Genomic DNA, 13,438 nt, shown 5'->3' with positions numbered 1-13,438 from the left:
TAAATTAGCGACACAGCTTGTGGCTGGTTTATCATCAATATAAATGTATTTTTTCCCGCTTTCCCTTTTGAGGTTGATGTGCAGTTAACGAGTTTCACTGATTACGGATTACGTGCGCTGATCTACATGGCGTCATTGCCAGAAGGGCGGATGACCAGTATTTCTGAAGTGACTGACGTCTACGGCGTCTCCCGTAATCATATGGTCAAAATAATCAATCAACTTAGTCGTGCCGGCTACGTGACTGCTGTTCGTGGAAAAAATGGCGGCATTCGCCTGGGGAAACCGGCGAGTGCGATACGTATTGGTGATGTGGTGCGCGAGCTGGAACCTTTATCGCTGGTGAATTGCAGCAGTGAGTTTTGCCACATTACACCTGCCTGTCGGTTGAAACAGGCACTTTCTAAGGCCGTGCAAAGTTTTCTTACGGAACTGGATAACTACACGCTTGCCGATTTGGTTGAAGAGAATCAACCGCTTTATAAATTATTGCTGGTGGAGTGACGAAAATCTTCATCAGAGATGACAACGGAGGAACCGAGATGTCACAAGATCCTTTCCAGGAACGCGAAGCTGAAAAATACGCGAATCCCATCCCTAGTCGGGAATTTATCCTCGAACATTTAACCAAACGTGAAAAACCGGCCAGCCGTGATGAGCTGGCGGTAGAACTGCACATTGAAGGCGAAGAGCAGCTTGAAGGCCTGCGTCGCCGCCTGCGCGCGATGGAGCGCGATGGTCAACTGGTCTTCACTCGCCGTCAGTGCTATGCGCTGCCGGAACGCCTCGACCTGGTGAAAGGTACCGTTATTGGCCACCGTGATGGCTACGGCTTTCTGCGGGTTGAAGGGCGTAAAGATGATTTGTATCTCTCCAGCGAGCAGATGAAAACATGCATTCATGGCGATCAGGTGCTGGCACAGCCGCTGGGCGCTGACCGTAAAGGCCGCCGTGAAGCGCGTATTGTCCGCGTACTGGTACCAAAAACCAGCCAGATTGTTGGTCGCTACTTTACCGAAGCGGGTGTCGGCTTTGTGGTTCCTGACGACAGCCGTCTGAGCTTCGATATCTTAATCCCGCCCGATCAGATCATGGGCGCGCGGATGGGCTTTGTGGTGGTGGTTGAACTGACCCAACGCCCGACTCGCCGTACCAAAGCGGTGGGTAAAATCGTCGAAGTGCTGGGCGATAATATGGGCACCGGTATGGCGGTTGATATCGCCCTGCGTACCCATGAAATTCCGTACATCTGGCCGCAGGCTGTTGAGCAACAGGTTGCCGGGCTGAAAGAAGAAGTACCGGAAGAGGCGAAAGCTGGCCGTGTCGATCTGCGCGATTTACCGCTGGTCACCATTGATGGCGAAGACGCCCGTGACTTTGACGATGCAGTTTACTGCGAGAAAAAACGCGGCGGCGGCTGGCGTTTGTGGGTCGCAATTGCCGACGTCAGTTACTATGTGCGTCCGCCAACACCGCTGGACAGAGAAGCGCGTAACCGTGGTACGTCGGTCTACTTCCCTTCGCAGGTTATCCCGATGCTGCCGGAAGTGCTCTCTAACGGCCTGTGCTCGCTCAACCCGCAGGTAGACCGCCTGTGTATGGTGTGTGAGATGACCATTTCGTCGAAAGGCCGCCTGACGGGCTACAAATTCTACGAAGCGGTGATGAGCTCTCACGCGCGTCTGACCTACACCAAAGTCTGGCATATTCTGCAGGGCGATCAGGATCTGCGCGAGCAGTACTCCCCGCTGGTTAAGCACCTCGAAGAGCTGCATAACCTCTATAAAGTGCTGGATAAAGCCCGTGAAGAACGCGGCGGGATCTCGTTTGAGAGCGAAGAAGCGAAGTTCATTTTCAACGCTGAACGCCGTATTGAGCGTATCGAACAGACCCAGCGTAACGACGCACACAAGTTAATTGAAGAGTGCATGATTCTGGCGAATATCTCGGCGGCGCGTTTCGTTGAGAAGGCCAAAGAACCGGCACTGTTCCGTATTCACGACAAGCCGAGCACTGAAGCGATAACCTCTTTCCGTTCAGTGCTGGCGGAACTGGGGCTGGAATTGCCTGGCGGTAACAAGCCGGAACCGCGTGACTACGCGGAACTGCTGGAATCGGTTGCTGACCGTCCTGACGCAGAAATGCTGCAAACCATGCTGTTGCGCTCGATGAAACAAGCGATTTACGATCCGGAAAACCGTGGTCACTTCGGTCTGGCATTGCAGTCCTATGCGCACTTTACTTCGCCGATTCGTCGTTATCCTGACCTGACGCTCCACCGCGCCATTAAGTATCTGCTGGCGAAAGAGCAGGGGCATCAGGGCAACACCACTGAAACCGGCGGCTACCATTATTCGATGGAAGAAATGCTGCAACTGGGTCAGCACTGTTCGATGGCGGAACGTCGTGCCGACGAAGCAACGCGCGATGTGGCTGACTGGCTGAAGTGTGACTTCATGCTCGACCAGGTAGGTAACATCTTTAAAGGCGTAATTTCCAGCGTCACTGGTTTTGGCTTCTTTGTTCGCCTGGATGACTTGTTCATCGATGGTCTGGTCCACGTCTCTTCGCTGGACAATGACTACTATCGCTTTGACCAGGTGGGACAACGCCTGATGGGTGAATCCAGCGGCCAGACTTATCGCTTGGGCGATCGCGTGGAAGTTCGCGTCGAAGCGGTTAATATGGACGAGCGCAAAATCGACTTTAGCCTGATCTCCAGCGAACGCGCACCGCGCAACGTCGGTAAAACCGCGCGCGAGAAAGCGAAAAAAGGCGATGCAGGCAAAAAAGGCGGCAAGCGTCGCCAGGTCGGTAAAAAGGTAAACTTTGAGCCAGACAGCGCCTTCCGTGGCGAGAAAAAAACGAAGCCGAAAGCGGCGAAGAAAGACGCGAGAAAATCGAAAAAGCCATCGGCGAAAACGCAGAAAATAGCCGCAGCGACCAAAGCGAAGCGTGCGGCGAAGAAAAAAGTGGCAGAGTGATCATTACCCTCTTCAAACAGAAGAGGGTCAGATTGCTGACAAAATGCGCTTTGTTCATGCCGGATGCGGCGTGAACGCCTTATCCGGCCTACATAATCACGCAAATTCAATACATTGCAGGGATCATGTAGGCCTGATAAGCGTAGCGCATCAGGCAAAACGTAAACAACGAGTACATTAATGAGCGAAATGATTTACGGCATCCACGCAGTGCAGGCCCTGCTGGAGCGCGCCCCTGAACGTTTTCAGGAAGTCTTTATTTTAAAAGGCCGTGAAGATAAACGTCTGTTGCCGCTGATTCACGCCCTTGAGTCCCAGGGCGTGGTTATCCAGCTGGCAAACCGCCAATATCTCGACGAGAAAAGCGACGGTGCCGTGCATCAGGGCATTATCGCCCGTGTGAAGCCAGGACGTCAGTATCAGGAAAACGATCTGCCGGATCTGATCGCTTCGCTCGATCAACCGTTCCTGCTGATCCTCGACGGTGTGACCGATCCGCACAACCTCGGCGCGTGCCTGCGCAGCGCGGACGCCGCTGGCGTTCATGCGGTGATTGTGCCGAAAGATCGCTCCGCACAGCTCAACGCCACGGCGAAAAAAGTGGCCTGCGGCGCGGCAGAAAGCGTTCCGCTGATTCGGGTGACTAACCTGGCGCGCACCATGCGTATGTTGCAGGAAGAGAATATTTGGATCGTCGGTACGGCAGGAGAGGCGGATCATACGCTCTATCAGAGCAAAATGACCGGACGGCTGGCACTGGTTATGGGCGCAGAAGGTGAAGGCATGCGTCGCCTGACTCGTGAACATTGCGATGAGTTGATCAGTATCCCCATGGCAGGAAGTGTTTCTTCGCTGAACGTTTCTGTGGCGACAGGCATTTGCTTATTTGAAGCGGTACGCCAGCGTAGCTAATTTCTCGGAATTATGAAAAACCATCCATATTTGGATGGTTTTTTTTTGTCTGGAGCTGGTAAGATAATTACGTGCTACAAATATTTATATTATTAATATTTCAACTTAATCACTATGGAATAATATATGACATGGAATCCGTTGGCGCTGGCGACGGCGTTGCAAACTGTACCTGAACAAAATATTGATATAACAAATAATGAAAACGCATTAATTATTAAAATGAATGATTATGGCGATTTGCAAATCAATATTCTATTTACTTCCCGCCAAATGATTATCGAAACCTTTATTTGTCCGGTAAGTAGTATCAGCAATCCAGATGAATTTCATACCTTCTTATTAAGAAATCAGAAGATGATGCCGTTGTCATCGGTAGGGATCTCCAGCGTGCAACAGGAAGAGTATTACATTGTTTTCGGGGCGTTATCGCTTAAATCTTCTCTTGAAGATATCCTGCTGGAAATAACCACGCTGGTAGATAACGCTTTGGATCTTGCTGAAATTACAGAAGAATATTCACACTAATTACAAGGACAGGTATTTATGGGAATTTTAAAAACTTTATTTACGCTGGGTAAATCGGTGATCTCGCAAGCGGAAGAATCCATTGAAGAAGCACAGGGCGTTAGAATGCTTGAACAGCATATACGCGATGCCAAGGCAGAACTGGATAAGGCCGGTAAATCACGTGTCGATCTACTGGCAAGAGTGAAATTGAGCAACGATAAACTGAAAGATTTACGTGAGCGTAAAACCAGTCTGGAAGCTCGTGCGCTGGAAGCGTTAAGCAAGAATGTTAATCCGTCGTTGATTAACGAAGTTGCTGAAGAAATCGCCCGTCTTGAGAATCTCATTACCGCTGAAGAGCAAGTGTTGTCGAATCTGGAAGTCTCTCGCAATGGCGTGGAAAAAGCGGTTACAGCGACAGCACAGCGCATCGCTCAATTTGAGCAACAAATGGAAGTCGTTAAAGCTACTGAAGCCATGCAGCGTGCACAACAGGCCGTAACGACCTCTACCGTTGGCGCATCTTCCAGCGTTTCGACAGCGGCAGAATCCTTAAAGCGTCTGCAAACGCGTCAGGCCGAACGTCAAGCCCGCCTGGATGCTGCCGCACAGCTGGAAAAAGTCGCAGACGGTCGCGATCTTGATGAAAAACTGGCGGAAGCCGGAATTGGCGGTAGCAATAAAAGTAGCGCCCAGGATGTATTAGCAAGACTGCAACGCCAACAGGGCGAGTAATGTTCTTCTCATGGATCATTAAAACCTGCCGACGTCACCTTTCCAGGCTTACCTGGCCGGCATTGACTGGATTATTTACAGGACAGTATCTGTTTTGTTATCTGGTGTTAACTGCGTTGCATGAAGAGGCGTTGGTAGGTCAACTTAGTAATTTTATTTATTACTGCTCGGTTGTGGGATCAACGCTGGGGTTTGGTGATATCACACCCCAAACGGTGGGGGGACGTCTGTTCACAGCGCTCTGGCAGATTCCTGTGAGTGTTGGTTTATTTGGCGCTTTAATGGGAAAAGTCATTGCATTAGTGCAAGACATATTGGCGAAAGGAATGACGGGAATGGGCGACTACAGCAATTTGCGCAACCATATGCTGGTCATTGGATGGCGCGGGCATCAGACTGAAAAGATGATTTCATTATTGTTGTTTGATTCCCGAAGAGCATTTGGCCGGGTACTTTTGTGTGAGCGGGATGATATTCAACATCCGATGCCTGGAAATAATTGGGTCGATTTCATTCGTATTAGTAATTTTAATGATCCGCATGAACATACCCGCATGGGACTGGCAAATTGCCAAAGTGTCATCATCTTTTCGCAAACAGATGAGCAGACGTTCACGACCGCACTATCCCTGGCGGATTTTATTCCTGAAAGATGCCATATCGTCGCTTATCTGGAAGATGAACGCTACGCTCGTTTATTAGAGGTTCATTGTCAACGTATTGAAATAGTGCGAAATATTTCAGCAGAACAACTTTCCCGTTCAATACAAGATCCCGGTTCATCTCAATCAGTGGCATCGATTATGAATCCAATGCTGGGGGATACGGGGTTTGTTTTACCGATTCCTGAACGGGTTACCTCAATGCGTTATGGCGCATTGATGCATTATATGAAACTTCATCATGATGCCACCGTCCTGGGAATAAGCAGTTGTAAAAATGGTAGGGGAATGGAACTGAATCCAGTCATTGCAACGGAAGTTAAAGGCGGTATGTGGCTGCATCTTATTGGCAATAACCGTATTTTGGCTGAAGAAGTGGCATGGCAGGACATTGAGGGAAGCATATGACAAGTTTTTTCAAGCATCTGTTTGGTAAGGATGATAAACCTGTAATCGCACGTGGCCCGCTGGGACTTCATCTCAATAGCGGCTTTACGCTCGACACGTTAGCGTTTCGTTTGCTGGAAGATGAATTGCTGATTGCGCTGCCGGGTGAAGAATTTACGGTAGCCGCTGTCAGCCACATCGATCTGGGCGGCGGTAGTCAGATTTTCCGCTACTACACTTCGGGCGATGAATTTCTGCAAATCAATACCACCGGCGGCGAAGATATTGATGACATTGATGATATAAAACTCTTTGTCTATGAAGAGAGCTACGGTATCAGCAAAGAGAGCCACTGGCGCGAAGCGATCAACGCCAAAGCGATGGGGGCAATGACTTTAAACTGGCAGGAAAAACGCTGGCAGCGATTTTTTAACAGCGAAGAACCGGGGAATATCGAACCCGTCTATATGCTGGAAAAAGTTGAAAATCAAAACCACGCCAAATGGGAAGTGCATAATTTTACCATGGGCTATGAACGGCAGGTGACCGAAGATACCTGTGAATATTTGCTGTTAAATGGTGAGGAATCTTTTAACGATCTCGGCGAGCCGGAGTGGTTATTTTCGCGCGCACTGGGTGTTGATATCCCACTGACATCACTTCATATTATTGGTTAATTACAAGGACGTTTACGATGCATATACTGGATTCACTTCTTGCCTTTAGCGCCTATTTTTTTATTGGCGTGGCTATGGTGATTATTTTTCTGTTTATCTACTCCAAAATTACACCGCACAACGAATGGCAGTTAATTAAAAACAATAATACCGCGGCGGCACTGGCGTTCAGTGGTACATTGTTGGGTTACGTGATCCCATTATCTAGTGCGGCAATCAATGCGGTGAGTATTCCGGATTATTTTGCCTGGGGCGGCATCGCACTGGTGATTCAGTTACTCGTTTTTGCTGGCGTCAGACTTTATATGCCAGCATTAAGCGAAAAAATTATTAATCACAATACCGCAGCAGGAATGTTTATGGGAACCGCCGCGCTGGCTGGCGGTATTTTTAACGCAGCTTGTATGACATGGTAATGGACGATCATGGCCAGAAAACGCAAATCAAGAAATAACAGTAAAATTGGTCACGGAGCGATCAGTCGCATTGGAAGACCTAATTATCCTTTTGAGCCGCGACGCAATCGCTACGCACAAAAATACTTAACGTTGGCGCTAATGGGCGGTGCAGCTTTTTTTGTATTGAAAGGTTGTGGCGATAGTGGTGATGTCGATAACGACGGTGACGGAACGTTTTACTCGACAGTGCAGGATTGTATTGATGACGGTAATAATTCAGATATCTGTGCTCATGGCTGGAACAATGCCAAAGCGGCATTTTATGCCGATGTTCCGAAGAATATGACTCAGCAGAATTGTCAGTCTAAGTACGAAAATTGCTACTACGACAATGTTGAACAGAGTTGGATCCCGGTCATTTCTGGATTTTTATTAAGCCGGGTTATCCGTAAAGATCGCGATGAGCCGTTCGTTTATAACAGCGGTGGATCCTCATTTGCTTCCCGCCCCGTCTGGCGCAATACTTCCGGTGATTACTCCTGGCGCTCCGGTTCTGGCAAAAAAGAGTCTTACTCCTCGGGCGGCTTTACCACCAGAAAAGCGTCAACTGTTTCTCGCGGCGGCTATGGTCGTTCTTCCAGCGCCCGTGGGCACTGGGGAGGCTAAGCATGCTGAGACACAACGTTCCTGTACGGCGGGATCTGGACCAGATCGCCGCTGACAACGGTTTCGACTTTCATATCATCGACAATGAAATCTATTGGGATGAGAGTCGGGCTTACCGCTTTACCCTGCGCCAGATTGAAGAGCAGATCGAAAAACCAACTGCGGAATTGCATCAGATGTGCCTTGAGGTGGTGGATCGTGCGGTTCAAGACGAAGAGATCCTGACGCAACTGGCGATCCCACCGCTGTACTGGGATGTGATCGCTGAAAGCTGGCGCGCACGCGATCCTTCGCTGTATGGTCGGATGGATTTTGCCTGGTGTGGTAATGCGCCGGTGAAGCTGCTGGAGTACAACGCCGATACGCCGACCTCATTGTATGAGTCGGCTTATTTCCAGTGGCTGTGGCTGGAAGATGCGCGGCGTAGCGGCAGTATTCCGCGTGATGCCGATCAGTACAATGCCATTCAGGAACGCCTGATTTCGCGTTTTAGCGAGCTTTACAGTCGGGAACCGTTTTATTTCTGCTGTTGTCAGGATACCGACGAAGACAGGAGTACTGTGCTGTACTTGCAGGACTGCGCTCAGCAGGCTGGGCAGGAGTCACGGTTTATCTACATTGAAGATCTCGGTTTGGGCGTCGGCGGTGTGCTGACCGATCTTGATGATAATGTCATCCAGCGTGCATTTAAGCTGTATCCGCTGGAGTGAATGATGCGTGACGATAACGGTCCGCTGCTGCGCAAGCGCCGCGAGCAATGGGTGGAGCCGTTATGGAAAAGTATCTTGAGCAACAAAGGGCTAATGCCGCTGCTTTGGCGCTTCTTTCCTGGTCATCCTAACCTTCTTGCATCCTGGTTTGAGGGCGAAAAACCGCAGATTGCCGCTGGCGAAAGCTATGTGCGTAAACCGATCTACTCACGCGAAGGCGGAAACGTCACCATTTTCGACGGTCAGAATAACGTCGTTGACCACGCTGAGGGTGATTACGCCGATGAACCGATGATCTATCAGGCGTTTCAACCTCTTCCGCGATTTGGCGATAGCTACACACTCATCGGTAGCTGGATTGTCGATGATGAAGCGTGCGGAATGGGGATCCGTGAAGATAACACGCTGATCACCAAAGACACCTCACGTTTCGTTCCGCATTACATTGCTGGATAAGAATGTTTTAGCAATCTCTTTCTGTCAGGAATCCATGGCAGTGACCATACTAAGGGTGACTGCCATTGATGGAGGGAGACACAGTGCACTGGCAAACTCACACCGTTTTTAATCAACCTATACCATTAAATAACAGCAACTTATACCTGTCTGATGGCGCACTCTGCGAAGCGGTAACGCGTGAAGGTGCTGGCTGGGATAGCGATTTTCTCGCCAGTATTGGTCAGCAGTTAGGAACGGCTGAATCCCTTGAACTGGGGCGACTGGCGAATGTGAATCCGCCCGAATTATTGCGCTACGATGCGCAAGGACGCCGTCTGGACGATGTGCGTTTTCACCCCGCATGGCACTTGCTGATGCAGGCGCTATGTACCAATCGGGTGCACAATCTTGCCTGGGAAGAAGACGCTCGCTCCGGCGCATTTGTGGCGCGCGCGGCGCGTTTTATGTTGCACGCACAGGTTGAGGCAGGGTCGTTATGTCCGATAACCATGACCTTTGCCGCCACGCCATTGCTGTTACAGATGTTACCCGCGCCGTTTCAGGACTGGACCACGCCGCTGTTGAGCGATCGCTACGATTCCCACTTATTGCCAGGTGGGCAAAAACGCGGTTTGTTGATTGGCATGGGAATGACGGAAAAGCAGGGCGGTTCCGATGTCATGAGCAACACCACCCGCGCAGAGCGACTGGACGATGGCTCTTATCGGCTGGTGGGGCATAAATGGTTTTTCTCGGTGCCGCAAAGCGATGCGCATCTGGTGCTGGCGCAGACTACGGGCGGTTTGTCCTGCTTTTTTGTGCCGCGCTTTTTGCCTGACGGGCAACGCAACGCGATTCGCCTCGAGCGGCTGAAAGATAAGCTGGGTAATCGCTCTAACGCCAGCTGCGAAGTGGAGTTTCAGGATGCCATTGGCTGGTTGTTGGGGCAGGAAGGGGAAGGAGTTCGTCTGATCCTAAAAATGGGTGGGATGACGCGTTTTGATTGCGCCCTGGGTAGCCATGCCATGATGCGCCGTGCATTTTCGCTGGCGATTTATCATGCCCATCAACGCCATGTTTTTAGTAATCCATTGATCCAACAGCCTCTGATGCGTCATGTCTTAAGTCGCATGGCACTTCAGCTTGAAGGGCAAACGGCGTTGCTGTTTCGTCTTGCGCGAGCGTGGGATCGGCGTGCCGATGCCAAAGAAGCCTTGTGGGCGCGTTTATTTACGCCTGCGGCGAAATTTGTTATCTGCAAACGTGGTATGCCGTTTGTGGCCGAAGCGATGGAGGTGCTGGGCGGTATTGGTTATTGCGAGGAGAGCGAGCTGCCGAGGCTTTACAGGGAAATGCCGGTGAACAGCATCTGGGAAGGTTCTGGCAATATTATGTGCCTGGATGTATTGCGCGTTCTTAATAAGCAGGCGGGTGTATACGACTTACTGTCGGAAGCGTTTATGGAAGTGAAAGGGCAGGATCGCTATTTTGATCGCGCGGTTCGTCGTTTGCAGCAGCAACTGCGTAAGCCAGCTGAAGAAATGGGGCGAGAGATTACTCGTCAGCTATTCCTGCTGGGTTGCGGCGCGCAAATGTTGAAATATGCCTCTCCGCCAATGGCGCAGGCGTGGTGTCAGATGATGTTTGATACGCGCGGCGGCGTGCGGTTGTCAGAGCAGATCCAGAATGATTTATTGCTGCGGGCGACGGGGGGAGTATGTTTATAAACGAGTCAGCCAGATGTGATGCTAGCGCGTCTTATAATGGCAACAGCAGCATTACGTGTTATCAACTAACACAATGAAATTTCAGGAACTGTTGGCCGGATAAGGCACAGGTGCCGCATCCGGCATTGTTCATTTGCTGTAGATGACACTCACGCATACAGGATCGCCTGTACGCGCCAGTTATCAGGCTGCTGGTCTTCGTACATGGTAATAATGCGGTACCATGACGCACCTTGTTCATCAGCCTTTAACGCCACGATACGTTCCACGTCCTGCGGATCCCCTGAAATATTGCTAACCGAGATCTGACCTATTTCATTCAGGCCTGTCACGCAGTCAGCACTGGCGAATTCTGCAGACTGTGCCGTGGCGCTCGCAGGATAAGTCACTAATTGCAGCGAGGGTGAGGCAAGTAATTGTTTCATCGTCAGCTCCATTTTTCGTTTCCCCACATGTTGCAGGGCATTCCATCGCGGTAATAAACGCCCGAGCTTCCAGCTGGTAATTTATTGTGCACAGGTAAACGCATAGGGACGCAAAGCAATGTAAAGCTGACTATGTAAGTTGTCTGATTTATTTACGGTACAAAATGGCTTGTGAATACCACTGTCCTGTCACGATGGTTTCGTCCACCATGACGACAACGTAATAATCAGCTTTTGCAGCGACAGCTTTCGCTCTGATTTCTGCTAATGCGTCATCCGGAGAACCCCGAACCATCGTGCTTACGCTACCTATTCGCTGTAACCCTTGCGTCTGGTCGCGGCGAATCTCTTGCGGATGGTCCGTTACTGGCGGTGCTGGCTGTGGCGTACCTTGCAGTGCGCTACAGGCACTTAACATCAACACCAATAATAAACTGGCAAACCGGTAAATAACGCTATTACGTTTCCTGCTAACCATAGTGTAGTGCCTTATTAATTTAACTTTGGGGGAATGTTCCCGAATTGTTACCTGGTACGCGATTTTCGAATGAAAACGTGATGAAAGCGTAACCCACATCTCAACATTATGAACTAATACCGCCAGCAGAAACTTGTGCTAAGGATTTCTTCATGTCATACCAGACAAAAAGGAGAGACAGATGATTGAAATAGACTCGCGCGTGCTGGCAGATATTCCCGTTCTTCATGCTTATCCTGTCGGGCAAAAAGATACCCCGTTACCGTGCGTGATTTTTTATCACGGCTTTACTTCGTCCAGTCTGGTGTATAGCTATTTTGCCGTTGCGCTGGCGCAGGCTGGTTTGCGGGTGATCATGCCGGATGCGCCCGATCACGGTAGCCGTTTTAGGGGCGACGCAGCACGGCGGTTAAATCAATTTTGGCAAATTTTGCTACAAAGTATGCAGGAATTCACTACCTTACGTGCGGCAATAGCCGAAGAAAACTGGCTGCTTGCTGACCGTCTGGCAGTCGGTGGCGCGTCGATGGGCGCGATGACGGCACTGGGAATTACCGCTCGCCACCCCACGGTGAAATGTACCGCCAGCATGATGGGATCGGGCTATTTTACATCGCTCGCCCGTTCACTGTTTCCACCGCTGATACCTGAAACGGCAGCACAGCAGAATGAATTCAATAACATTGTCGCGCCGCTGGCAGAGTGGGAAGCGACAAACCACCTGGAACAACTTGGTGACAGACCTCTACTGCTGTGGCATGGCCTTGACGATGACGTCGTGCCTGCCGACGAATCACTACGTTTGCAGCAGGCCTTAAGCGAGACGGGACGGGATAAACAGCTAACCTGTTCATGGCAGCCAGGCGTGCGTCACCGCATTACGCCTGAGGCATTAGATGCTGCCGTGACATTTTTCCGCCAGCATCTTTAAACACGCAGAATGCTGACCCCTTGCGCTTCCAGTTGTTGCAGGATTTCCGGGTTAGCATTTTTGCCGGTGATCAGCATATCGATTTGATCTGCACGACTAAAGAGCATCCCCGCACGTTCGCCGATCTTACTGCTATCAACCAGTACCACCAGTTTCCCTACCACGCTCAACATCTTCTGCTCTGCCATTGCCGTCAGCATATCAGTTTTATACAACCCTTCTGCGGTCAGTCCTTTGCCGCTGGTAAACATCCAGTGCCCGGCATAGAGACTGTTTTCGCTGCCTTGTGGACTTAAGGTGATGGACTGGCTTTTGTTGTATTGGCCGCCCATGATAATCACGCTGTCATGCTCCTGATCGATCAGGTAATTCGCCAGCGGTAGATAATTAGTAATGATTTGCACTGGCTTGCCACACATTTCCCGCCCAAGCAGAAACGCGGTGGAACCGCAGTTGATGACGACGCTTTCGCCGGGATTCACCAGCTGCGAGGCTGCTTTAGCGATACGTACTTTTTCATCATGGTTCTGCGCCTGATGCAGATTCATCGGCGTCCAGCGTGGGCGCTGCTGGGTAATGGCTTCTGCGCCATTGCGCACTTTTTTCAGTTTGCCGCTTTCGTCAAGTTTATTGATATCGCGTCGAGCGGTAGCAGGCGAAATTCCCAGACGCTCAACGACTTTCTCAACGGTCACAAAGCCCAATTGTGCGAGCATTTCCAGGAGAATTTGATGTCTTTGTGCTTCAGTCATGAGCTATTCCGATAAAATTTGATTTTTTTAGATGATATTTGAAATA

14 protein-coding genes and 1 pseudogene are annotated in these 13,438 nt (G+C 50.3%); 12 read left to right on the top strand and 3 right to left on the bottom strand.

The features are described 5' to 3' along the window. Positions 1 to 78: 78 nt before the first annotated feature. The 11 genes and pseudogenes from nsrR to AACU19_RS13760 all read left to right on the top strand — a co-directional run bounded on the left by nsrR (position 79) and on the right by AACU19_RS13760 (position 10,806). Entirely contained in the window at positions 79 to 504 is a 426-nt protein-coding gene (gene nsrR / locus AACU19_RS13815) for a nitric oxide-sensing transcriptional repressor NsrR (RefSeq protein WP_001177639.1), read from the top strand. Between the two features lie 38 nt (positions 505 to 542). Then, positions 543 to 2,984 (top strand): ribonuclease R, encoded by a 2,442-nt coding sequence (rnr, locus tag AACU19_RS13810; protein WP_105279050.1) that lies wholly within the window; start codon positions 543 to 545, stop codon positions 2,982 to 2,984. Between the two features lie 180 nt (positions 2,985 to 3,164). Continuing rightward, positions 3,165 to 3,896, top strand: coding sequence for a 23S rRNA (guanosine(2251)-2'-O)-methyltransferase RlmB (rlmB, locus tag AACU19_RS13800; protein ID WP_001293282.1), 732 nt, complete (start codon positions 3,165 to 3,167; stop codon positions 3,894 to 3,896). A 126-nt stretch (positions 3,897 to 4,022) separates the two neighbouring features. Beyond that, positions 4,023 to 4,424, top strand: a complete 402-nt coding sequence (locus AACU19_RS13795) for a YjfI family protein (RefSeq protein WP_105279049.1) — start codon at positions 4,023 to 4,025, stop codon at positions 4,422 to 4,424. A gap of 18 nt (positions 4,425 to 4,442) precedes the next feature. Then, the gene (locus AACU19_RS13790) at positions 4,443 to 5,141 is read left to right on the top strand and encodes a PspA/IM30 family protein (RefSeq protein WP_105279048.1); all 699 of its coding nucleotides are present in this window, start codon (positions 4,443 to 4,445) and stop codon (positions 5,139 to 5,141) included. Then, positions 5,141 to 6,211, top strand: coding sequence for a potassium channel family protein (locus AACU19_RS13785; protein WP_000466338.1), 1,071 nt, complete (start codon positions 5,141 to 5,143; stop codon positions 6,209 to 6,211). The genes AACU19_RS13790 and AACU19_RS13785 overlap by 1 nt, the downstream gene beginning before the upstream one ends. Beyond that, positions 6,208 to 6,867 (top strand): YjfK family protein, encoded by a 660-nt coding sequence (locus tag AACU19_RS13780; protein WP_000200290.1) that lies wholly within the window; start codon positions 6,208 to 6,210, stop codon positions 6,865 to 6,867. The genes AACU19_RS13785 and AACU19_RS13780 overlap by 4 nt, the downstream gene beginning before the upstream one ends. Positions 6,868 to 6,884: 17 nt before the next feature. Then, positions 6,885 to 7,283 (top strand): DUF350 domain-containing protein, encoded by a 399-nt coding sequence (locus AACU19_RS13775; protein ID WP_000547753.1) that lies wholly within the window; start codon positions 6,885 to 6,887, stop codon positions 7,281 to 7,283. A gap of 9 nt (positions 7,284 to 7,292) precedes the next feature. Then, positions 7,293 to 7,931, top strand: coding sequence for a DUF1190 domain-containing protein (locus tag AACU19_RS13770; protein ID WP_105279047.1), 639 nt, complete (start codon positions 7,293 to 7,295; stop codon positions 7,929 to 7,931). Positions 7,932 to 7,933: 2 nt separating this feature from the next. After that, positions 7,934 to 9,097: pseudogene (locus AACU19_RS13765) on the top strand (glutathionylspermidine synthase family protein). A gap of 83 nt (positions 9,098 to 9,180) precedes the next feature. Continuing rightward, entirely contained in the window at positions 9,181 to 10,806 is a 1,626-nt protein-coding gene (locus AACU19_RS13760) for an isovaleryl-CoA dehydrogenase (RefSeq protein WP_105279046.1), read from the top strand. Positions 10,807 to 10,955: 149 nt separating this feature from the next. On the opposite strand, the gene yjfN is transcribed toward AACU19_RS13760, so the two are convergent. After that, positions 10,956 to 11,231: a DUF1471 family protease activator YjfN gene (gene yjfN / locus AACU19_RS13755; protein WP_000811566.1), complete on the bottom strand. Its 276-nt coding sequence runs from the start codon at positions 11,229 to 11,231 to the stop codon at positions 10,956 to 10,958. Positions 11,232 to 11,379: 148 nt separating this feature from the next. Further along, positions 11,380 to 11,709 (bottom strand): biofilm peroxide resistance protein BsmA, encoded by a 330-nt coding sequence (bsmA, locus tag AACU19_RS13750; RefSeq protein ID WP_000254636.1) that lies wholly within the window; start codon positions 11,707 to 11,709, stop codon positions 11,380 to 11,382. A 181-nt stretch (positions 11,710 to 11,890) separates the two neighbouring features. On the opposite strand from bsmA, the gene yjfP reads away from it, so the two are divergent. Further along, positions 11,891 to 12,640 carry an esterase gene (gene yjfP, locus AACU19_RS13745; protein WP_088541524.1) on the top strand — a complete coding sequence of 250 codons (750 nt, stop codon included), beginning with the start codon at positions 11,891 to 11,893 and terminating at the stop codon, positions 12,638 to 12,640. Here the strand turns inward: yjfP and ulaR are convergent. After that, a complete protein-coding gene (ulaR, locus tag AACU19_RS13740; protein ID WP_000133631.1) occupies positions 12,637 to 13,392 on the bottom strand; it encodes an HTH-type transcriptional regulator UlaR in 756 nt (251 codons plus the stop codon). The two genes, yjfP and ulaR, sit on opposite strands and share 4 nt — an antisense overlap. Between the last annotated feature and the right edge of the window lie 46 nt (positions 13,393 to 13,438).

The organism is Escherichia sp. MOD1-EC4550, assembly GCF_963876935.1.
GTDB classification, from domain to species: domain Bacteria; phylum Pseudomonadota; class Gammaproteobacteria; order Enterobacterales; family Enterobacteriaceae; genus Escherichia; species Escherichia coli_F.
Note: the sequence above shows the minus strand (reverse complement) of the source record. Positions and strands in the feature narration are given on the sequence as shown.